Origin of the sequence: Variovorax sp. CCNWLW186 (assembly GCF_037203865.1) — a bacterium.
Lineage (GTDB): Bacteria > Pseudomonadota > Gammaproteobacteria > Burkholderiales > Burkholderiaceae_C > Variovorax.
In genome coordinates, this window is record NZ_JBBCBO010000005.1 from 302817 (window position 1) to 323510 (window position 20694).

The 20694-nt window shown below is 61.2% G+C and carries 20 protein-coding genes, 3 tRNA genes and 1 pseudogene; 22 read left to right on the forward strand and 2 right to left on the reverse strand.

Annotated elements, in window-relative coordinates:
• Positions 1–984, reverse strand: coding sequence for a Bug family tripartite tricarboxylate transporter substrate binding protein (locus V9K97_RS09100; RefSeq protein WP_164547946.1), 984 nt, complete (start codon positions 982–984; stop codon positions 1–3).
• A gap of 124 nt (positions 985–1108) precedes the next feature.
• Between V9K97_RS09100 and V9K97_RS09105 the strand changes: the two genes are divergently transcribed.
• The 10 genes from V9K97_RS09105 to gph all read left to right on the forward strand — a co-directional run bounded on the left by V9K97_RS09105 (position 1109) and on the right by gph (position 12346).
• Positions 1109–2029 carry a LysR family transcriptional regulator gene (locus tag V9K97_RS09105; RefSeq protein WP_125966965.1) on the forward strand — a complete coding sequence of 307 codons (921 nt, stop codon included), beginning with the start codon at positions 1109–1111 and terminating at the stop codon, positions 2027–2029.
• Between the two features lie 1075 nt (positions 2030–3104).
• On the forward strand, positions 3105–3785 hold the full coding sequence (locus tag V9K97_RS09110; protein ID WP_164547944.1) for a flavin reductase family protein: 681 nt from the start codon (positions 3105–3107) through the stop codon (positions 3783–3785).
• Positions 3786–4060: 275 nt separating this feature from the next.
• Positions 4061–5047: a Bug family tripartite tricarboxylate transporter substrate binding protein gene (locus V9K97_RS09115; protein ID WP_125966963.1), complete on the forward strand. Its 987-nt coding sequence runs from the start codon at positions 4061–4063 to the stop codon at positions 5045–5047.
• A gap of 170 nt (positions 5048–5217) precedes the next feature.
• Positions 5218–5745, forward strand: coding sequence for a GlcG/HbpS family heme-binding protein (locus V9K97_RS09120; RefSeq protein WP_125966962.1), 528 nt, complete (start codon positions 5218–5220; stop codon positions 5743–5745).
• A 78-nt stretch (positions 5746–5823) separates the two neighbouring features.
• Entirely contained in the window at positions 5824–6282 is a 459-nt protein-coding gene (locus tag V9K97_RS09125) for a RidA family protein (protein WP_125966961.1), read from the forward strand.
• An 81-nt stretch (positions 6283–6363) separates the two neighbouring features.
• Entirely contained in the window at positions 6364–6498 is a 135-nt protein-coding gene (locus V9K97_RS09130) for a hypothetical protein (protein ID WP_276312029.1), read from the forward strand.
• A 227-nt stretch (positions 6499–6725) separates the two neighbouring features.
• On the forward strand, positions 6726–6908 hold the full coding sequence (locus tag V9K97_RS09135) for a hypothetical protein (RefSeq protein WP_125966960.1): 183 nt from the start codon (positions 6726–6728) through the stop codon (positions 6906–6908).
• Positions 6909–7309: 401 nt separating this feature from the next.
• Positions 7310–8476 carry an alginate lyase family protein gene (locus V9K97_RS09140; protein WP_337317586.1) on the forward strand — a complete coding sequence of 389 codons (1167 nt, stop codon included), beginning with the start codon at positions 7310–7312 and terminating at the stop codon, positions 8474–8476.
• Entirely contained in the window at positions 8376–11306 is a 2931-nt protein-coding gene (locus tag V9K97_RS09145) for a DEAD/DEAH box helicase (RefSeq protein WP_337317601.1), read from the forward strand. The genes V9K97_RS09140 and V9K97_RS09145 overlap by 101 nt, the downstream gene beginning before the upstream one ends.
• Before the next feature lie 311 nt (positions 11307–11617).
• Complete coding sequence (gph, locus tag V9K97_RS09150) at positions 11618–12346, forward strand: phosphoglycolate phosphatase (RefSeq protein ID WP_337317587.1); 729 nt, start codon at positions 11618–11620, stop codon at positions 12344–12346.
• Between the two features lie 36 nt (positions 12347–12382).
• Here the strand turns inward: gph and V9K97_RS09155 are convergent, their stop codons facing one another.
• Positions 12383–12988, reverse strand: coding sequence for a chalcone isomerase family protein (locus V9K97_RS09155; protein ID WP_337317588.1), 606 nt, complete (start codon positions 12986–12988; stop codon positions 12383–12385).
• Between the two features lie 323 nt (positions 12989–13311).
• Here V9K97_RS09155 and trpE point away from each other — a divergent pair, with 323 nt between their 5' ends.
• The 12 genes and pseudogenes from trpE to V9K97_RS09215 all read left to right on the forward strand — a co-directional run.
• Entirely contained in the window at positions 13312–14814 is a 1503-nt protein-coding gene (trpE, locus tag V9K97_RS09160; RefSeq protein WP_258503819.1) for an anthranilate synthase component I, read from the forward strand.
• Positions 14811–15203: a GxxExxY protein gene (locus V9K97_RS09165; RefSeq protein WP_337317589.1), complete on the forward strand. Its 393-nt coding sequence runs from the start codon at positions 14811–14813 to the stop codon at positions 15201–15203. Before trpE ends, V9K97_RS09165 begins: the two co-directional genes overlap by 4 nt.
• Positions 15200–15784, forward strand: coding sequence for an aminodeoxychorismate/anthranilate synthase component II (locus V9K97_RS09170; protein ID WP_337317590.1), 585 nt, complete (start codon positions 15200–15202; stop codon positions 15782–15784). The genes V9K97_RS09165 and V9K97_RS09170 overlap by 4 nt, the downstream gene beginning before the upstream one ends.
• A 5-nt stretch (positions 15785–15789) precedes the next feature.
• The gene (gene ltaE, locus V9K97_RS09175; RefSeq protein WP_337317591.1) at positions 15790–16848 is read left to right on the forward strand and encodes a low-specificity L-threonine aldolase; all 1059 of its coding nucleotides are present in this window, start codon (positions 15790–15792) and stop codon (positions 16846–16848) included.
• A gap of 24 nt (positions 16849–16872) precedes the next feature.
• Positions 16873–17532, forward strand: coding sequence for a LysE family translocator (locus V9K97_RS09180; protein ID WP_337317592.1), 660 nt, complete (start codon positions 16873–16875; stop codon positions 17530–17532).
• Between the two features lie 20 nt (positions 17533–17552).
• Positions 17553–18575 carry an anthranilate phosphoribosyltransferase gene (gene trpD / locus V9K97_RS09185; protein WP_337317593.1) on the forward strand — a complete coding sequence of 341 codons (1023 nt, stop codon included), beginning with the start codon at positions 17553–17555 and terminating at the stop codon, positions 18573–18575.
• 26 nt (positions 18576–18601) lie between these two features.
• Positions 18602–19402: an indole-3-glycerol phosphate synthase TrpC gene (gene trpC, locus V9K97_RS09190; protein ID WP_258503823.1), complete on the forward strand. Its 801-nt coding sequence runs from the start codon at positions 18602–18604 to the stop codon at positions 19400–19402.
• A complete protein-coding gene (locus V9K97_RS09195; protein WP_337298631.1) occupies positions 19399–20106 on the forward strand; it encodes a uracil-DNA glycosylase in 708 nt (235 codons plus the stop codon). The genes trpC and V9K97_RS09195 overlap by 4 nt, the downstream gene beginning before the upstream one ends.
• A 104-nt stretch (positions 20107–20210) precedes the next feature.
• Positions 20211–20296 (forward strand) — tRNA-Tyr (locus V9K97_RS09200).
• Positions 20297–20361: 65 nt separating this feature from the next.
• Positions 20362–20435, forward strand: a tRNA-Gly gene (locus V9K97_RS09205).
• 39 nt (positions 20436–20474) lie between these two features.
• Positions 20475–20549: transfer RNA gene (locus V9K97_RS09210), tRNA-Thr, on the forward strand.
• Between the two features lie 73 nt (positions 20550–20622).
• Positions 20623–20694 (forward strand): annotated as a pseudogene (locus tag V9K97_RS09215) (GTP-binding protein); the annotation flags it as partial.

Genomic DNA, 20694 nt, shown 5'->3' on the forward strand with positions numbered 1-20694 from the left:
TCAGTCGAGCCGAATTCCGTTCTGTTTTACGACTGCTCCCCAGTTTTCAAAATCCTTGGCCAGGAACGAACGAAACTCTGCTGGTGTTCCCCCGGCGGGAATCAAGCCAAGTTCGAGCAGGTACTGCCGAAACTCATTCGACGCTGCGATCTTCTGCAGTGGCGCCGACAAGCGATCCACGACTTCCGCAGGGGTGCCACGCGGCGCCAGAATGCCGTTCCACGAGTAGAGCTGACTGCCGGGAAAGCTCTCGGACAAGGCGGGGACGCCAGGCAGACTCGGCATACGTCCGTTCGCGGAAACTGCCAGCGCTCGCAGCTTTCCTCCCTTGATCTGAGGAATGGCATCGGCCGAGGCGACGAACGCCCAATCCACGACTCCACTCATGAGGTCCAGAATGCCTCCATCCTTGTATGGCACGTGCGTCATCGTTGCGCCCGTCTTCTGCAATAGCTCCAGCATCGCAACATGGTTTGGGGTGCCCGGCCCATGTGACGCGTAGGTCAGCTTACCGGGCTGCTGCTTGGCAGCTTGCAATACCTCATCGACCGACTTGTACGGGGAGTTCGCGCGAACGCTCAACACAAAAGGAACATCCACGAGGTGGATGATTGGTGCAAAGTCGGAAGACTTGTATGGCAGCTTGGTAAACAAATGCGGGTTGAGCGAGATCGCCGGAGCTGTGCCGTAAAAAAGCGTATATCCGTCGGCGGGGGCCTTGGCTACCGCGTCCGCGCCAATGATCGAGCTCGCCCCCGGCTTGTTGTCCACGAGTACCGGCTGTCCGAGATCCCTGGAGAGGCGCTCTGCAACGAATCGGGCTGAAACGTCCGGTGACGTTCCTGCCGGCGTCGCGACGACCAGCCGGATGGGCTTCGTCGGAAACGTCGTCTGGGCAAAGACAGAGCCGCCGACGAGCATTGCTGCCGTGAGTACAGACGCGGTACGGCGGGAAAGAACCGCACGGAAACGATTGATGCTCATACTTTCTCCAAAGTGGACGATTCGGATAAGACCCATGTACCGAACCGGGGAGCCACACTTTAGAATTTCACAATCAGGACACAAACCACCCAGCCCGGAATTCACATTTCCAAAAGTCGGAAAAATGGATCGATTCACTGAGCTATCGCTCTTCATCCAGGTTGCTGAGCGCGGGGGGCTCGGCAAGGCCGCCGAGGCGTTGGGCTTGTCCAATCCTGCCGCGAGTCGCACCTTGGCTTCTCTCGAGAACCGCGTCAAGGTGCGGCTAGTCGAGCGAAACACGCGTCGCCTGTACCTGACACGCGAGGGTCAGGAGTTCCTTGAACGTGCGCGGCACATCCTCGATGAGCTGGAAGATGCGGAATCGGCGCTCCAAAGCGCAACGCTCAATCCCTCAGGCGTTCTACGAGTAAGCGCTTCGCTGTCTTTCGCGATGCAGATCATTGCGCCTCGTTTGCAGCGCTTCCACCAGCTGTATCCCCAACTGCGGGTGCACATCGAAACTGCGAACAGATACTTGGACATGATCGACAACGGGATCGATGTCGCAATCCGCACCCGGGAGTTGGAACCAGACAGCACCATCACGATTCGTCGCTTGGGGACGACACGGAGATTCCTGGCGGCATCCCCGGCATACCTTGCCAACCGAGGCGTGCCGAAGCATCCGCGCGAGCTTCCACTGCACGCGCTTTTGCTATACGTCTATGCGAAGAATCCGAATGAGCTGAGCTTCACTCGCGGCGCGCAGCGCGAGTCAGTGACGGTTCACGGGCTGCTCGAGTCAAACGATGGTCAAGTGCTCAGGGCAGCCGCACTGAACGGCCATGGAATCCTGGTGCAGCCCAGCTACATCCTCTATGACGATGTTGTTGCCGGTCGCTTGGTGCCCGTGCTGGACGAGTGGGAGTTGCCAGAGCTCACGATCAATATCGCCTACCCCAGCCGGAAGCATTTGTCTGCGAAGGTTCGCTCTTTCATCAACTTCATGGTTGATGAATTTGCGGCCCATGAATACGAGCGGAAGTGGACCGGGAGGATGTGACGCTCTGGCCTGCTGAAGTGTCTACAACTGCTCAGCGCCCCATCTCCCTCTCGGGCGGCTGCCTGCGGAACCAATCCTTATGCTCCGTCTCGACGCGGCCGATCAGTCGCGCCCTTGTTGAGTGAGCGATGAGCCGCGAGGCTACGCGTCCGCGTAGAGCTACATGGACACGTAGGCATCAGAGCAAGTGCGCAGAATTGAGAGGCTGATTGGTTGTGGGGCGCAAGAGCCCGGATCCGTTCGGCTCGCGTGCCTATGTGTTCAGCAACCGCAGGCGCTGCTGCGGTAAGGATCCTGTGTTGTTAGCGTAACGATCCTTGCTGTTGCTCAAGCGGCCCTCGGCCGAGGTGGTTCTCACCCCCACGGCCGAACAGTTGCACTGGTTGCTGGAGGGCATCGACATCGCGGTGGTGCAGCACTAATCCCGTCCGCGCTTTTTCCGTGTGGCCTGAAGGAGCGGTGATGGGGCAGTCCGATCCAAGCGGGCGTGTCGCCACCGCCAGTCACTGCCTTCATCACCGTAGAAGAACTCGCTGCGCTCATTGCCGAGCGTTACGCGCTGACCGGCGCGACGACTACGAGGCGATGCTGCCTTGGAATGTCCAATTCGGTGACGCATAGATCGCTGCGCACACTTCTGCTGGCGTATCACGCGCAAGGGCGTGGTTGATTGACGGCTTGCGCTCCACCAGCCGACCCTGACCCAGACTTCACGCGCGGCCAGGTAGCGTGTTGCCGCGGGATTCGACAGCCCCAGCGCTCTGGATGCACCGCTGAGGCCACCATGTCCCGCAGCCTGGACCAACAGCGATAGCTCAGTGAGTGAATCAAATTTTCCATTTCAAGGAAAAATGATTTCCAAGATCGTCGCTTTGCACCCGATCACTGAATCTATAGAGTGAAGCTCATTGTTCATCGCTCAGCGCTCACGCCTAACCCGAATATTCCAAACCGCAGGCTTGGTCATGGGGGGCGCGTGGAGATCGAGGCGATCACCATTGTCAAGGATCGACGAAGGAATCGTCGAACAACCGACCAGGGCCGAACGGCCTGATAAATGTCACGGACAGCAGCCATGCCGCAATCGCCCCCTTCACACGCATTCCACGGGCTCGACTGCAGGGCACTCAATCCTTCGCAGCAAGCCAAGCTGATCACCAGCGCGATCGTTCCGCGTCCCATCGCGCTCATCTGCACGAAGGGCCCCGCGGGGCTGAATGCGGCGCCATTCAGCTTCTTCAACATCGCCAGTATCAATCCGATGATGGTGATGTTCTCCATTGCGCCTACGCAGTATCAACGCGCAGGCGAGCCCAAAGACACGCTGGTCAACATCGAAGCGTCGCGCGAGTTCGTGGCGCATCTCGTTGACTATGAGAACCGGGAGGGGATGAACGCCTGCGGTCCTGAATATCCTGCGGACGTCAGCGAACTCGAGGTGGCCCAGTTCACGCTCGAGCCGTCCGTGAAGGTGCAGACTCCGCGCATCGTGAACTTCCCGATCCAGTTCGAGTGCGTCCTGTCCCAGATGCACGATCTCGGCGGTTCAGGCCACCGACTCGTGGTGGGTGAAGTCGTTTATGCGCACTACCGCGAGGGCGTGTTCAACGAACAACTGCACGTGAACTTGGGAGCGCTCGACACCATCGGGCGGCTTTCGAGCCCCGGCACGTACGCCCGAATCACCGACCGCTTCCAGATGCTTCCGCCAACCTTGAGCGCGGCAGAACTGAAGCCCAGCGCGATGAACAGCTAAGTCTCGGAATGCGGCTCGTGGGCTTGTGCGTCATGGATGCCGAAATGAGGAATCCGAAAGGTGCTTCAGCCTCCGCAGGAATTGCGCTCATCCCGTCGCCGAGCGCAGTTACCGGTCAGACATACAGCTCGAGATCGGCACGCCCCAAGCATGGATCGTACATGCCAAGGCTGCGTTGCCGCATTGAGTGGGCCGCCGCGACAGCCTCGAATTCATCTTGCTTCTATCTCCCAACAACGGAAAAACCGGCCATCCATCAAGCTGAGGGTATTCACATGAATCGCAGAGATTTTGCTTCGATGTTATTTACTCATGCCGTAGGGACTCCGGCTGTCGTGTACGGACTGACGCAAGCGCCCGCGTTTGCGCAAGAGAAATACCCCAGCCGTCCGATACGCATGATCGTGCCGTTTCCCGCGGGCACCGCGCCTGACGTTTCCGCCCGATTTGTCGCAGAGCGGATGTCAAAAACGCTGGACCAACCCGTCATCGTCGACAACAAGCCCGGGGCAAGCACCATCGTGGGTGCACAGCAGTTCGTCGCCACGCGACCGGACGGCTACAACCTCTTGTACACGGCAAATGTCACGCTCTCGATCAACCCGCATGTGTACAAGAAGTTGCCGTACCAGGTCAGTGATCTGATCCCGGTCACTCGAACGCTGGCAATTCCGTTTGTGCTCGTCGTGAGGTCCGACTCGAAGCTCAAGAACCTGTCCGACCTGATCCAGGAAGCGAAGCGAACTCCCGGGCGGCTGAACTACAGCTCCTACGGTGTCGCGACTGCCCCTCATGTGGCCATGACCTACTTCTGCAACAACGCGGGAGTATCCATGACCCACGTGCCCTACAAGGACGGCGGTTTGGTTGATCTCCTTGGCGGCTCGATCGACACGGCGTTCAGCCCCGTCGCCGACGTCCTGCAGTATCTCAAGACAGGAAAGCTGCGCGCGCTCGCCGTCTCGAGTGCTGCCCGCATCAAGAGCCTGCCCGAAGTCCCGGCCGTTGCTGAAATGTTCCCGGGATTCGACGGTGACTCCTGGCACGCGCTCTTCGTCCTGAAGGGCACTCCACAGAGCATCGCCGACCAGTTGGCTGCGGCCGCGCGCGGCGTAACTGCCTCCGAGGAGTTCAGTAAGTTCCTGGCTGATATGGGTCTTGTTCCAGCGGGCGATTCGCCGGTCCAGTTCGCGAGTTTCCTGACCAACGATTCTCGTCGCTGGGAGAAAGTGGTAAAGGACAACAAGATCTCAGCAGAGTGAAGACACGCATAAGCCCAAGCTGCGAGATCAGAGCTCGAAGACCGAATGTCGGGGATGTCGCGGCAGCGGTCGCAACTGGACGACTTGCATCAACAAAGGGAAGTGCGCACCGCCGAGAAATGCACATGCGTGCGCGCGCTTCTGTCATTTTTCACCCGGAGGAATTAACCATGATCACTATCCGCAACATCGTATCCCTCGTCGCTGCGCTCACTGTATGCGGCGGAAGCGGGCTGGCCATCGCGCAAGCACCCACGCCTGCAGCCGCACCTGCCGCGGCAGCAGTCCCGCAGTACGGCGGCAACATCAATCTCGAGCAGGCCCGTCGTGCCATTGGTGCTGCGATTGCCGAAGCCCGTCGAATCAACGTTCCCATGGCCGTGGCGGTGGTGGACACCAGCGGCAACCTCGTGGCCTTCGAGAAGATGGACAACACGCAGAACGCCAGCATTCTGGTCGCCCAGAACAAGGCGGTGTCAGCCGCGATGTACCGCCGTCCGACCAAGGCGTTCCAGGATGCGCTGGCAGCTGGCGGCGCCGGCCTGCGCATTCTCACGTTGCCCCACGCGAATGCTGTTGAAGGCGGTATTCCGCTGATGCAAGGGGGCCTGATCGTCGGTGCTATCGGCGCTTCGGGTGGTTCCCCGGATCAGGACTCGGTCGTAGCAACTGGCGGTGTTGCCGCGATGGGGCGATGAAGGCTTGCGGGCATCGATACCAAGTGCGCATTACCTCCATCGCCCCATTGAAACTTGCTCTCTAAATTAGGAGTGGATATGAAATTTCGTCATGCACTGCTCGCGACACTATGCAGTTCGCTTTTTCTGGCGACGACCGCGAACGCCCGCGAGTACCTCAAATCAGAAGCTGGGCAGCCCCGGGGGTATTCCACCGCAGTGGCCACGCAAGGTGGAAAGACTGTCTGGATATCGGGTCAAGTCGGCATAAGGGATGAACAGGGAAAATCGATGGCCGGCGACTTTGAAGGCCAGGCTCGCGTGATCTTCCGAGCCATCGACGCAGCGGTCAAACGCGCTGGTGGCAGCATGAAAGACGTCGTCAACATCACTGTCTATCTGACCGACCCTAGGCTTCTGGAGCCGCTCATTCCGATTCGCCACGAGTTCTGGCCCGATGGCAACTTCCCTGCGAGCACGTCTATCACGGTGCATAGCCTGCCTTTCGTCGGAATGATGATCGAGGTGTCTGCTGTCGCGGTCATTGGTGATAAGTAGACATACCAGCATTGATGGCGAATGATGGCCCGACCCCGGATCGGGGAGCGGACGAAAAATTGGACTGCCAGGAGGTGGTTCATGTACTCCTACGAAGGTCGGATTCGAGCCGTTGAGCTCTACATCAAGCTGGGAGAGCGCGTCAGACCCACCATCCGGCAACTGGGCTATCCAACAAAGGGTTCTTTGAAGGGCTGGTACAACGAATACCAGTAGAAGCTCGATTTGCCAAAAGGCTATGCGGGCCGGAGACCCTCGCGGTCAACCAAACTCGGTCATCTTCATCGGCAGGGGAAAGATCGGCCAGTGCAGTCTCCAAATATTGGGCGAACTGCTTTGCATGATTGAGGACTCCTTGCGGAGGTCGGATTCCAAGGCGATCAACGAAAGGCGAGGGGAGAAAGTACATTCTCCAGCGCTCAGGACTGCGGGACTCAGATAGCTTGGTCCTGCCGCTCTTCATGGTCGGCGCCTTCAGTCCCATCGGCTGCTTGAGACTCGACTCGGCGCTTCAGTTCTTTCATGAGGAAGCACGGTACAACCTCGACACGGCAGCGACGAACGGCTTCTCGGCGGAGGAAGTGCTTGGATACATCGAGGAGTTCCCGAATACCGCGAACGGGTGAGCCAGTGTTCAGCATCGGCATCGCTGCGTCATCGAAATGGAGAGAACGCAAGCAAGTTGCAGTGCTCTTGGTCATTCCGAAAATGAAATTCAGTCGCTCATTTTCAGAGGCAATTCAAGGCTCATTGCGGCCTCTGTACAGCTCACACTCATGAGCGCCTTGTCCTGTCGCGCAGGTCGATACCGCACGGGCTTCTGAATCGGTGCGTACATGGCAAGAGGCAGTGACATTCAATGTCGTGTCGTCGGCGTCTCATGTGACAACGAATGTCACTTCTTGCCGCTGCATGTCTCTCGCAACGCGCGCAATGCGTCCATCGGTTTTACCGATTTCATTTCATCGGGCCATCGAGGCGGATGGCATGCAGTTTGCAGAATTATTTGTTTACACATTTTAGACAAATGACGCACTTTTCGAATGACGACAAAGATGTCGCCCTGCTGGATCGCCGCACCTTCTTCATCGGCACCGCGAGTGCACTCGCCCTTGGCACGACGGCTTGCGGTGGTGGCAGCAGCGGAAGTTTTTCGCCGATAGGGGGAGTTGCCGCGCAGCAGCCACCGGGTGCCACCCCTGATGCCGTCGCAGGTGTCGATACTCCCGACACCCCAGCGCCCGGGCCGACCACCCCTGAGCCCGGAGTACAAAAGATCACGCACCCCGGCCTGCTGGTCACCGAGGTCGACCTGCAGCGCATCCGAGACAAGCTGGCCGCCAAAGCGGAGCTCTGGGTGGGCGGCTTGAACATGATGCTCAAGACGAACAACACCAACCTCGATGCGAAGCCGCGCCCCCTGGCGTTGGTGACGCGCGGTGTCGACGGCGAGAACTATTGGCAGATGGTCGGCGACTTTGTGCGCGCCCTTCACCTCGCATTGCGCTGGAAGATCACGAACGACGAGAGCTACGCGAAGAAGGCGGTGGAGTTCCTCAACGCATGGTCGTCGACCTTGACCGAACTGGGCGGCGACTCCAACGTCTACCTCGCCTCGGGCCTCTACGGCAACCAATGGGCCAACGCCGCGGAACTGATGCGGACCTACCCCGGCTGGGCGAAGGAGGACGTCGCGCGTTTCCAGACCATGCTGCTGAACGTGTTCTACCCGAAGGCGCACGACTTCCTGGTCAACCACAACGGCACGGAGACCAGAAAGGTCACCCACTACTGGGCGAACTGGGACCTGGCCAACATCTGCACCGTCTACGCGATCGGCGTGTTCTGCGATCGGAGCGACCTGATCGCCGAAGCGAGCAACTATTACAAGAGCGGCCGTGGCAGCGGCGCGAGCGCCAACAACGTCTACTACGTGCATCCTGGCTATCTGGGGCAATGGCAGGAGAGCCATCGCGACCAGGGCCACTCGACCCTCGGCATCGCGCTGGCCGGGATGTTGTGCCAAATGGCCTGGAACCAAGGTGAGGATCTCTTCGGCTATGGCTGGATTTTTCGCGGCACATTGCGACGCATTGAACCTTGCAAAGCAGGGCTCGACGCCGAATCAAGGTTTCAGACTCGGGCAACTTGGCGCGCTTCATGCGGTACTTGCCCACGCCACTATTCACGATGACCCAGCCATCGTGTGTCTGCCTACTGGCTACGGAAAGACGTCGTTGATGATGGCCTTGCCGCTGCTTACAGGCGCGCAGCGTGTTCTCATCGTTGAGCCCTCCGATGCGCTGCGTAAACAAGTCACCTCTCATTTTCGTGAGCTCTCCACGCTTCGAAGAATCGGTGCTATTCCCGCGGAGTTTCCAAATCCAATGGTCGCCAGGCTCGAAGGGCGGCCTGAAGATGCTGCCGCGTGGGAGCAGCTTGCTGAACAGGACGTTGTAGTCTCGACGCCGTCAAGCGCTTCTCCCTCCTTGGCGCCAGGTGCGCGCGAAGATCTGTTCGACCTCATCGTTTTTGATGAGGCTCACCATGCCCCTGCAGATACGTGGGCCGCCTTCTTGGCGCATTTCAAGAGCGCTCGATTCCTCTTTCTCACGGCAACACCATTCAGGCGTGACGGCCGCGTTATTCCGGGAAAATTGGTCTATCGCTACCCAGTGACACGTGCGGTTGACGAAGGAGCTTTCCGTCCAGTGTCGTTCCGCGCTGCTCCGGTTGTTGACCCCCTCAACGACGCTGAGATTGATCGATCCATCGCCGTGACCGCCGTCGCTCAATTGGAAGCCGATGCGCAACAGGGGAAGGACCATCGATTGTTTGTTCGAGCGGCGAACATCAAAACCGCGCGGGAGCTTGTACCAATCTACCGCGGCCTTGGGGTCGCGGTCGAAGCCATCGACAGCAAAGTTGGCAAGCGAAAGCAGGACGAATACGAAAAGAAGCTTCTGTCTGGAGAGCTGCAAGGCATTGTGTGCGTCGACATGTTTGGCGAGGGGTACGATTTTCCCAAGTTGAAGGTCGCCGCCTTGCACGCGCCTCACCGCTCCCTGGTGCCGACGATTCAGTTCATAGGACGCTTTGCTCGAAGCGACGACACCACCGGAGATGCAACGCTGATCGCACCTCTCGCGCGTATTGTTGACGCTCCAAATGCGCTGTTGAAAGAAGGCGTTGACCTTGCCCTCATGATTGACAACGCGGCTCAAGAAGAACTTGAAGGAAATGCGGAGGAGCAGGCAGTTCTTGAGCGATTCTCCGTGAGCAAGGTCGCAGAATCCGACTACGACGCAGTGTCTCCGCTCGTCCTTCAGCTCTATGCGCACGTTCGCGTCTTTCGTTGCTCAGAGGCCCCCGACTTCTCGAAGATTGGCGATACGGTGGGCAAGGCACTACGTGCCGTCAAGCAATGGGTAACGGAGGACGGAACGGTCAGCCTTGTGCTGACGGTCGATGAGAATCCACCCAAGTGGGCGACTTCTGACGTGTTGATGAACATCCGGCACGACGCATTCTTGTTGATGTATTTCCCAGTCGGCGGGCTCTGCTACATCGGGTCAACAAGGCGAACCGAGAAAATTTATCAAGGCCTCATGAACGAAGTCTGTGAAAGCTCGCGACCCCTGAGCTACGAGGAAACCAGTCGAGCTCGAGCTGGCCTGGATGAGGTGCGCTTTTACAACGTCGGATTGAAGAACACCACTTTCAATTCTCAAGGTGAGACGTATCGGACCCTCACGGGGCCCGCCGCGGAACGTGCGGTCACGGCTGGAGATGGCAGAGCCTATTCGCAGGGGCACTTCTTCGGCAGCGGCATGGCCGGCAACGAAAAGGAGACCATCGGCGCAAGCAGCAGTTCGCGCATATGGAGCAATCAGAATCTCTCGGTGTCCGAATTTATGGATTGGGTCGAGCGGATGAATGCTCGGCTTGTTGGGAACGCCCCGTTCGCCCAAACGCAACTGGACATCGTGCGCGCTGCAACACAACTGCGAGAAATTCCCCAAGTGGTCATAGCGGGGAGCTGGTCCAAAGCCGGGTTCAAGACGAATCCGCGCATACGGTACTGGCGGGCCGGGGGCGATGCTTCCTACAAGAGACTCACCGACTGCGAGCTGGCTGAGTTCGCCCCTTTGCCGGCGGAAGGAAGAATGGACTTCAAGGTCATCCATGAAGAAGACTCCATTCTCATGCGATTCTCGATCCAGAACGGCCCAATGGTCTCTCTCCTGGACGAGGTGATAGAGATCCAGGTCGAGTCGGCAATGGACGATTGGATGCCGCTCGACGAATGGTTGCGAGAGCATCCGCCGGTTTTTTATGCGGCCGACAAGTCCTCTTTTGAGGGAATGAATCTTATGGCTGCACCGCAAATTCAAGCCGCGGCATTGACGCCTGGAGATGCAGAGTTCATTGACTGGAACGGGTGCTCCATCGGAGTCGAGTTTGTACCCAACGATGGAACGGCTGACGCGGCGCGGAAGCGTGCAGCGCTCGCTGGCCAAACCACGGTTCAAGAGCATCTGGAGCAGCACTTGCGGGCTGTACCGGGTCTGGTGGCTCTGTTCTACGATCATCGCTCTGGAGAGGCGGCGGACTACATTGCCGTGACCGTCTCAGCTGAGGGAGATGTTGATATCGGTCTCTATCACTGCAAAGGAGCCGGCGGCGCTCCGACCGGAGGGCGAGTCGGTGATGTATACGAAGTCGCCGGCCAACTGGTCAAATCGGTTTACTACTGTGATGTAGCCACGCTGTTGGCTCATATGCGGGACCGTATGCATCAGCGACACCGGTTTCCCTCTAGCTTCGTTGTCGGAAATCTCCCGGAACTTGCTCAACTGCTGCAAGATACGGTGGCCACAAAACGAAGCTTTACCGTTGTTGGAGTGCAACCGGGCATAAGTCGCGAGGCGGTCGACGCCCATTTGGCTGACCTGATGATGTTCGGTGTTGATTACGCGAAGCGCGGTGGCGTAGCCAGGGCTTATTGGCTTGTCAGTGAGTGACATCAAGGCGTCTTCAACCTCGGTTCTCGGTCGGGGCCTACCGGTTTCTCGGGAGGGCCTGGTCGGTGCGCGCAACTTGCTCGTCACATGTCGCGTCGCGCGTCCTCCTCAAGTCGGGCGACGTGCGAAATCTGATCGTCTAATTGTGACTGCGTCGGCGAAAGCAGCACTTCACGCGGCTCGGCTCTCCCATCGTCGATGAGTTACGTCTAGAACCTTCGCCTTCCATCTACGCCATCGAAATGTTTTGAACTCTATTTCTTCATGCCCGGTAAAGTACCGAGCAGTTTTTTGAACTCTATTTGTTTGTTTTGAACTCTATTAGCTTCGACCACGCCCGCTTCGACGCCGCCATCGTCGATCTCGATGGCACCATGGTCGACACCCTCGGCGACTTCGCGGTGTCGCTGAACCACATGCTCACTGATCTTTCGCTGCCGCCGGTACCTCCGGCGGCAGTCGAAAAAATGGTGGGCAAGGGTTCGGAGCACCTGATCCTTTCCGCGCTCGCCCATGTGATGGACTCCGGCGGCGATGGCGCTTCGGAGGCCGGCGCGGATGCGCTGCGCGCGCGGGCAGAGGCGCTTTTCGATCGCGCCTGGGAGCGCTACCAGCACCATTACCTGGCCATCAACGGGCAGCACTCGGCGGTGTACCCCGGTGTGCCCGAGGGGCTTAAGGCGCTGCGCGTGCGCGGGCTGCGCTTGGCGTGTCTCACCAACAAACCCACCTCGTTCGCCAAGCCGTTGCTGGCTGCAAAAGGGCTAGACGGTTTCTTCGAATTCGCGTTCGGCGGCGATGCCTTCGCGCGCAAGAAGCCGGACCCGCTCCCGCTGCTGAAGACCTGCGAGGCGCTGGGCACCGATCCCGCGCGCACGCTGATGATCGGCGACTCGAGCAACGACGCGAGGGCCGCGCGTGCCGCCGGATGCCCGGTGGTGCTGGTGACCTACGGCTACAACCATGGCGAGCCGGTGCGCGGCGTGGATGCCGATGGCTTTGTGGATTCGCTGGCCGAACTGGGCCGCGCGGCCGTCTGAAAAGCGCGCGCGGCGCGTGCTCGCTTGGTTGCCGGGCTACTGCTTTCCTAGCAGCGCGTCCTTCAGTTTCCAGTCGGCCGGCACGGGACCGAGCCAGATGCGCAGCAGCGCATTGAAGAAAGCCTGTTCCTTGATCGGATCGGGCTGAGGCACGCCGCGCACAGTAATGAGCGTGCCGGTACCGGGCAGCCAGTCGATGGTGAAGGTGTCGCCGGCCTTGAGCTGCTTTTGGTCCGCGAACATCTGGCCCATGCGCAGCAGCCCCGGAATGAGGTTGACCATTTCGGTCTTGGGCGAGTTTTCTTCCACGCCCTTGGTAAAGAGCTTGCCGAGTTCATTGGCCTCGATGTCGCGCAACATGGTGATGGCCACGCGCTTGGGCCCGGGCGCCGCCAGCGCCTCTTCGGGCGTGGAGACTTTCTTGCCCACGTAGAAGCCGGCGGTGTACACCTTGAACACGGCCTTGTAGCGCACGCCCGCGCCATTGAGCTGCAGGGTGCTGCCGCGCAGGGCGAGGGTGTCGTCCAGCTTCACGCCGGCCACGTCGACCTGTGCGGCCGAGGCGGTGGTTGCGATGGCGGCTGCGCAGGCAAGCACGGCAAAGCGGGAGAACGGCAGGAATGAAAGCGAAACAGCGGGCACGTGATCTCCTCGATTTGCGAACGGTCGTTCGAATGTATCTTTTCGTTTTACTCCTGCTTCTCCGGGGGAACCCTGAAGGCGGCCATTGCGCGAGCGGCGTTTTCGTGGGCTAAACTCCACGCTCCATGTTCGTTCATCACATCATTCAAACAGGTGAAGGCAGCCGGGGAGCCTGGCCCTGGCGTAGCCATACATCGCTGACTGTTTGATTGCACGGCGCACGCCGTGCGCCCGCGGTACCGGATCGCTGCAGACTCCGGACCACCAGTGAATGACCTTGCCACCGGCCAAGAAGCGCCGCGAGGCAACTGGAGAACGAATCCGTGATCACCGAACTTGAATTCAAGAGCCTCAGCGCCCAGGGCTACAACCGTATTCCGCTGATGGCCGAGGCTTTTGCCGACCTCGAGACCCCTCTTTCCCTCTATCTCAAGCTGGCCCATTCGCAGGGTGGCGGCAAGCACAGCTTTCTTCTCGAATCGGTGGTGGGCGGCGAGCGCTTCGGTCGCTACAGCTTCATCGGGCTGCCCGCACGCACGCTGCTGCGTGCCAGCGGTTTTGGTGCCGATGCAGTGACCGAGGTGGTGACCGACGGGCAGGTGGTCGAAACCGCTGCAGGCAATCCGCTGGACTTCATTGCCGAATACCAGAAGCGCTTCAAGGTGGCGCTGCGTCCGGGGCTTCCGCGTTTTTGCGGCGGTCTTGCGGGCTACTTTGGCTACGACACGGTGCGCCACATCGAACGCAAGCTCGAAAAAAGCTGCCCGCCCGATGCGCTGGGCTGCCCCGACATCCTGCTGCTGCAGTGCGAAGAGCTCGCTGTCATCGACAACCTCTCGGGCAAGCTGTACCTGATCGTCTATGCCGATCCGAAGCAGCCCGAGGCTTATGCGGCAGGCAAGCGCCGCCTGCGCGAGCTGAAGGAAAAACTGAAGTACTCGGTGAGCGCTCCCATCGTGAAGCCCACCCAGCCGCATCCGCCGGAGCGCAGCTTCGCCAAGGCCGACTACCTTGCTGCGGTGGAGCGCGCCAAGGACATGATTGCCGCCGGCGACTTCATGCAGGTGCAGGTGGGGCAGCGCATCAGCAAGCGGTACACCGAATCGCCGCTGTCGCTGTACCGCGCGCTGCGCTCGCTCAACCCGTCGCCCTACATGTATTACTACCACCTGGGCGACTTCCACGTGGTGGGCGCTTCGCCTGAAATTCTGGTGCGCCAGGAGAACACGGGCGAGGGCGAACAGAAGATCACCATCCGCCCGCTGGCCGGCACGCGCCCGCGCGGCGCCTCGCTGGAGCTCGACAAGGCGGCCGAGGAAGAGCTCATCAACGACCCGAAGGAGCGCGCCGAGCACGTGATGCTGATCGACCTTGCGCGCAACGACATCGGCCGCATCGCCAAGACCGGCACCGTGAAGGTGACCGAGGCCTTCGCGGTGGAACGCTACAGCCACGTGATGCATATCGTGAGCAATGTCGAAGGCACGCTGAAAGACGGCATGACCGCCATCGACGTGCTCAAGGCCACGTTCCCGGCCGGCACGCTGACCGGCGCGCCCAAGGTGCACGCGATGGAACTCATCGACCAGCTCGAGCCCACCAAGCGCGGCCTCTACGGCGGCGCCTGCGGCTACATCAGCTATGCGGGCGACATGGATGTGGCCATTGCCATTCGCACCGGCATCGTGAAGGACCAGATGCTGCACGTGCAGGCCGCGGCCGGCGTGGTCGCCGACTCGGTGCCCGAGCTGGAATGGAAAGAAACTGAAGCCAAGGCGCGCGCACTGCTGCGCGCCGCCGAACTGGTCGAGGAGGGGCTGGAATGAGCAACGTGCCTGATATTCAAAACGACTTTTCGCACGAGATCATCGGCGCCGCAGTCGAGGTTCAGCGCGTGCTCGGCACGGGTCTGAGCGAAGACGCCTATGCCGCGGCATTGGCCATTGAACTCGCCGAGCGCGAGATCGGCTTTGCGCAGGACGTGGCGCTGCCGGCTAGCTACAAGGGTCGTTCGCTCGGCGAGGTGTACCGCGCGGGCTTCGTGGTCGAGCAGTCGGTCATCGTCGAGCTCAAGGCGGTCGACGTGCTGACCGACCTGCACCGCGCGCAGGTGCTTGCCGCGCTGCGGCTCTCGGGCCTCAAGCTGGGCCTTCTGATCAACTTCAACGTGTTCCCCGTCGTCAAGGGCGTGCACCGGATTGTGAGCAAGCCATGAAACTGCTGATGATCGACAACTACGATTCGTTCACCTACAACATCGTCCAGTACTTTGGCGAGCTGGGTGCGGATGTGCAGGTGCACCGCAACGACGAGATCACCGTGGCGCAGATCGGCGAGCTGATCGCTTCGGGCGTGACGCGGCTCGTGGTGTCGCCGGGGCCTTGCTCGCCGGCGGAAGCGGGCGTTTCGGTGGCGGCCATCGAGGCCTTCGCGGGCAAGCTGCCGATTCTTGGCGTATGTCTGGGGCACCAGGCCATCGGCGCGGCCTTCGGCGGCAAGATCATCCGCGCGCAGCAGCTGATGCACGGCAAGACCAGCGAGATCACGACCACGCAAGAAGGCGTGTTTGCGGGGTTGCCCGAAAAGTTCATCGTCAACCGGTACCACTCGCTTTCCATCGAGCGCGAGAGCTGCCCGAAGGAATTGGCGATTACCGCGTGGACCGACGACGGCGAGATCATGGGTGTGCGGCACACCGGGTTTGCGAATGACGTGCGCATCGAAGGCGTGCAGTTCCACCCTGAATCGATCCTCACCGAGCACGGCCACGCGATGCTCAAGAACTTTTTGGATTGACCGCCATGACCGACCGCTCCTCCATCGTCGATCTGCGCAGCGACACCGTCACGCAGCCTACCCCTGCAATGCGCGAGGCCATGATGGCGGCGCCGCTCGGTGACGACGTCTTCGGCACCGACCCGAGCATGAATGCGCTGCAGGAAAAGATCGCGGCGCTGCTGGGTTTCGAGGCGGCGCTGTTCGTGCCGACCGGCACGCAGAGCAACCTGTGCGCCATTCTTTCGCACTGCGGGCGGGGCGACGAATACATCGTCGGCCAGCAGGCGCACTGCTACCGCTGGGAAGGCGGCGGCGCTGCGGTGTTCGGCAGCGTGCAGCCGCAGCCGCTCGACCATGCGCCCGACGGCACGCTGCCGCTCGCGCAGATCGAAGCGGCGATCAAGCCCGACGATGCGCACTTCGCGCGTACGCGGCTGCTGGCGTTGGAGAACACGCTGGGCGGCAAGCTGCTTCCCTTCGACTACGTTCAAGCCGCGACGGATCTTGCCAAGAGCAAGGGATTGCAGCGGCATCTGGACGGCGCGCGTCTCTTCAATGCCGCAACGGCGCAGGCTGCGCTGAACAAGCGCAACGACATCCGGGCGGAAGCCCGCCGCATTGCACAGTGCTTCGACAGCGTGTCGGTCTGCTTCAGCAAGGGCCTGGGTGCGCCGATCGGCTCGGCGCTGGTGGGGTCGCGCGAGTTCATTGCGCGGGCGCATCGCGTCCGCAAGATGGCGGGCGGCGGCATGCGGCAGGCAGGGCTGCTCGCGGCGGCGGCATCGCACGCGCTCGACCATCACATCGACCGGCTGGCCAATGACCACGCGCTCGCGCAGCGCCTGGCGCAGGGGCTCGAAGGCATCGAAGGCCTGAAGGTCGAGGCGCCGCACACCAACATCGTTTTCGTCGACCTGACGGGCGAAGCGCAGGCGCGTTCTTCGGAACTGCTCGCGCACCTCAACCAGCAGGGCATTCTTGCGACGGGCCTCTATCGGCTGCGCTTCGTGACGCATCTCGACGTGGACGCGGCGGGCGTGGACCGCGCCGTTGCCGCCATCCGCGGCTTCTTCAACGCCTGACACCAGGGAACCAAGGAGCCCGCGATGCCCGATCTTCCGCATCTGCTCGCTTTCATTGCCGCAGGCTGGCTGCTGAACCTGACCCCGGGGCCTGATGTGCTCTACATCGTGACGAATTCGCTGCGCTCGGGCGTGCGCGCCGGCATCGTGGGCGGGTTTGGCGTTCTCACCGGCTGCTTCGTTCATATCTTCGCGGCGGCGGTCGGCGTCGGCACGCTGCTGGCCACCTCGGCGGCCGCCTTCACGGTGCTCAAGTACGTGGGCGCGGCTTACCTGCTGTACCTCGGCGTGCGCATGGTGCTGTCGCGCGCCAAGCCGCCAGCCGATATTCAGGCGGCTGCCGCGGGCTCCGCCGAGCGCGGGCTCAGGGAGATCTTTCTCGGCGGCTTCTGGACCAATGTGCTGAACCCCAAGGTGGCCTTGTTCTTCCTGGCCTTCGTGCCGCAGTTCATCGCACCCGACGCAGACAACAAGAGCCTTTACTTCGTCATGCTGGGCGTGCTGTTCAATCTCAACTCCATTCCCATCGTTGTGGGATGGGCCGCATTCGCCGGCTGGATGGCGCGCAGAAGCGCCGTGCAGAAGGGCATGCACTGGCTCGATCGCGCGGCAGGCGTGCTGTTCATCGGCTTCGGCCTCAAGCTTGCATTCACGGACGCGCCGGCCGGTCGCGCCGGCCCCTGAAAACACCGAGGAGACTCTTCATGATCACCCCCCAGGAAGCGCTGCAGCGCACCATCGAACACCGCGAGGTGTTTCACGACGAAATGCTGCACATCGTGCGGCTCATCATGAGCGGCGAGTGCTCGCCGGTGATGATGGCGGCACTGATCACGGGCCTGCGCGTCAAGAAGGAAACCATCGGCGAGATCACGGCCGCGGCGCAGGTGATGCGCGAGGTCTCCACCAAGGTGCCGGTGAAGGACACCACGCACCTGGTCGACATCGTCGGCACGGGCGGCGACGGCTCGCACACCTTCAACATCTCGACCTGCTCGATGTTCGTGGCGGCGGCCGCGGGCGCCAAAGTGAGCAAGCATGGCGGGCGCAGCGTGTCGAGCAAGTCGGGCAGCGCCGATGTGCTCGAATCGCTGGGCGTGAACATCAACCTGCAGCCGGAGCAGATTGCGCGCTCCATCGAAGAGGTGGGCATCGGCTTCATGTTCGCGCCCAACCACCATCCGGCCATGAAGAACGTGGCACCGGTGCGCAAGGAGCTCGGCATCAAGACGATCTTCAACATCCTGGGGCCGCTGACCAACCCGGCGGGCGCACCGAACATCCTGATGGGCGTGTTCCATCCGGACCTGGTGGGCATTCAGGTGCGCGCGCTGCAGCGGCTTGGCACCGAGCACGCCCTGGTGGTGTACGGCCGCGACGGCATGGACGAGATTTCGCTCGGCGCGGCGACCATGGTGGGTGAACTGAAGGACGGCGAAATTCGCGAGTACGAACTGCATCCTGAAGACTTCGGCTTTGCCATGTCGAGCAACCGCACGCTGCGCGTGGAAACGCCCGAGCAGTCGAAGGCCATGCTGCTGGGGGTGCTCGACAATCAGGCCGGTCCGGCGCTCGACATCGTGCTGCTGAACGCAGGCGCGGCCCTGTATGCCGCCAACGTGGCCGATTCGATGGCCGCCGGCATCGAGCGCGCGCGCGAAGCCGTGGCCTCCGGCGCGGCGCGGAACAAGCTGGCCGAGCTGGTCAAGGCTTCCACATCGGTTTGAACAACCGCTAAAGACGAATACAGAACATGTCCGACATCCTCGACAAGATCATTGCAGTCAAGCGGCAGGAAATTGCTGCGGCGCAGAAGAAAAGCCCGCTCGAAGCCGTGCGGTTCGACGCCGAGAGCCGCGTGCTGACGCGTGATTTCGAAGGCGCTTTGCGCGCCAAGATCGCCGCCGGGCGGGCCGCGGTGATTGCCGAGGTCAAGAAGGCGAGCCCGAGCAAGGGCGTGCTGCGCGAAGAGTTCATTCCGGCTGACATTGCGCAGAGCTATGCGGAGGGCGATGGCGAAATCAGCGCCGCGTGCCTTTCGGTGCTGACCGACAAGCAGTTTTTCCAGGGCGGCGTCGACTACCTCAAGCAGGCGCGTGCCTCTTGCGACTTGCCGGTGCTGCGCAAGGATTTCATCGTCGACCCCTACCAGGTCTATGAATCGCGCGCGATGGGCGCCGACGCCATTCTCTTGATCGCGGCCTGCCTCGACGACGCGCAGATGAAGGACTACGAAGCCATTGCGCGCGGGCTGGGCATGGCGGTGCTGGTCGAGGTGCACGATGCAGCCGAGCTCGACCGCGCGCTCAAGCTCAAGACGCCGCTCATCGGTGTGAACAACCGCAACCTGCGCAATTTCGAGGTGTCGATCCAGGCCACCATCGACCTGCTGCCGCGGTTGCCGGCGGATCGGCTGGCCGTAACGGAGTCGGGCATTGCCACGCGTGAAGACGTCGCCACCTTGCGCGCGGCCGGCGTTCACGCCTTCCTGGTCGGCGAAGCGTTCATGCGCGCCAAGGAGCCGGGCGAGGCACTCGCCGCATTGTTCAGATGAGCCGGCCCGATCAGCTGTCGAGCAGCGATCCTGCCGACTGGCCGGTGGCGCCGGGCTGGCAGCCGCTGGTCGACGGATTCTTCGGCGGCATCGTCGGGCAGAAGCTGCTGGGCTTTTTGCGTGAGCGCCTCGACGCCGGTGCCGTGATCTTTCCGCCCCAGCCGCTGCGGGCGCTGGAACTGACGCCGCCCGACGACGTGCGCGTGGTGATCCTGGGCCAGGACCCGTACCACGGGCGCGGCCAGGCGGAGGGGCTGGCCTTTTCGGTAGCGCCCGGCGTGGCGCTGCCGCCGTCGCTGCGCAACATCTTCAAGGAGCTTCAGCGCGACCTCGGAACGCCCCCGCCGCCGTTTCCCAACCCCGGCGGCAGCCTGGTGAAGTGGGCGACCCACGGGGTGCTGCTGCTCAACACCTGCCTCACGGTGGAGGAGGGGCAGCCGGCCAGCCATTCGGGGCGCGGCTGGGAAGTGCTGACCGATGCAGTCATCCGGCATGTATCAGACGGTGCCAAACCTGTTGTTTTTATGCTGTGGGGCTCGCATGCGCAAAGCAAGCGCGCGTTGATCGACATCAACCGCCACAAGGTGCTGATGTCGAACCACCCCTCGCCGCTTTCGGCGATGCGCCCGCCGGTGCCTTTCATCGGCTGCGGGCATTTCGGCGAAGCGCGTGCCTGGAGGGAGGCGCGCCAGCAGGGCGGCTGATTTCGCGGATAATTCCCGCCAGTTCGCCTCGTGCAGTTCCTGCGTCTTATTGGTGCTGGAGGTTCTGTGAAGTCACAAAACCGTGCTATATTTCGAGGTTCGCCGGAGAGGTGGCCGAGTGGTTAATGGCAGCAGACTGTAAATCTGCCCTCTTACGAGTACGCTGGTTCGAATCCAGCCCTCTCCACCAGCGATGAATTTGGTTTCTAAGAGCGATTGGATCTAGCGCTTTGGGTGCCTTTGAGTGCCCCCGATGCGGGAGTAGTTCAATGGTAGAACCCCAGCCTTCCAAGCTGATGACGCGGGTTCGATTCCCGTCTCCCGCTCCAGAGACCCGGTTCGACGCCGGAAGCGATTGGTTAGACAAAGCCCTTTTGGCTCAGTGGTAGAGCACTCCCTTGGTAAGGGAGAGGTCGCGGGTCCGATTCCCGCAAAGGGCACCAGTTTTTGGGGGTTGCAACAGCAGGTTTGCAACCCATCTGCATACGTTGAAATCGTTTTTTTCGGAGTCGAAAAATGGCAAAAGGTAAATTCACCCGCACCAAGCCGCACGTGAACGTGGGCACGATCGGTCACGTTGACCACGGC

Bases quoted from the DNA above. Each gene is read 5' to 3' on its own strand.
- V9K97_RS09130 (WP_276312029.1), top strand. From the start codon at position 6,364: ATGTACTCCTACGAAGGTCGGATTCGAGCCGTTGAGCTCTACATCAAG.
- V9K97_RS09105 (WP_125966965.1), top strand. From the start codon at position 1,109: ATGGATCGATTCACTGAGCTATCGCTCTTCATCCAGGTTGCTGAGCGC.
- V9K97_RS09120 (WP_125966962.1), top strand. From the start codon at position 5,218: ATGATCACTATCCGCAACATCGTATCCCTCGTCGCTGCGCTCACTGTA.
- V9K97_RS09115 (WP_125966963.1), top strand. From the start codon at position 4,061: ATGAATCGCAGAGATTTTGCTTCGATGTTATTTACTCATGCCGTAGGG.
- trpD (WP_337317593.1), top strand. From the start codon at position 17,553: ATGATCACCCCCCAGGAAGCGCTGCAGCGCACCATCGAACACCGCGAG.
- V9K97_RS09195 (WP_337298631.1), top strand. From the start codon at position 19,399: ATGAGCCGGCCCGATCAGCTGTCGAGCAGCGATCCTGCCGACTGGCCG.
- V9K97_RS09100 (WP_164547946.1), bottom strand. From the start codon at position 984: ATGAGCATCAATCGTTTCCGTGCGGTTCTTTCCCGCCGTACCGCGTCT.
- V9K97_RS09170 (WP_337317590.1), top strand. From the start codon at position 15,200: ATGAAACTGCTGATGATCGACAACTACGATTCGTTCACCTACAACATC.
- ltaE (WP_337317591.1), top strand. From the start codon at position 15,790: ATGACCGACCGCTCCTCCATCGTCGATCTGCGCAGCGACACCGTCACG.
- V9K97_RS09165 (WP_337317589.1), top strand. From the start codon at position 14,811: ATGAGCAACGTGCCTGATATTCAAAACGACTTTTCGCACGAGATCATC.
- trpC (WP_258503823.1), top strand. From the start codon at position 18,602: ATGTCCGACATCCTCGACAAGATCATTGCAGTCAAGCGGCAGGAAATT.
- V9K97_RS09110 (WP_164547944.1), top strand. From the start codon at position 3,105: ATGCCGCAATCGCCCCCTTCACACGCATTCCACGGGCTCGACTGCAGG.
- V9K97_RS09125 (WP_125966961.1), top strand. From the start codon at position 5,824: ATGAAATTTCGTCATGCACTGCTCGCGACACTATGCAGTTCGCTTTTT.
- V9K97_RS09180 (WP_337317592.1), top strand. From the start codon at position 16,873: ATGCCCGATCTTCCGCATCTGCTCGCTTTCATTGCCGCAGGCTGGCTG.
- V9K97_RS09140 (WP_337317586.1), top strand. From the start codon at position 7,310: ATGACGCACTTTTCGAATGACGACAAAGATGTCGCCCTGCTGGATCGC.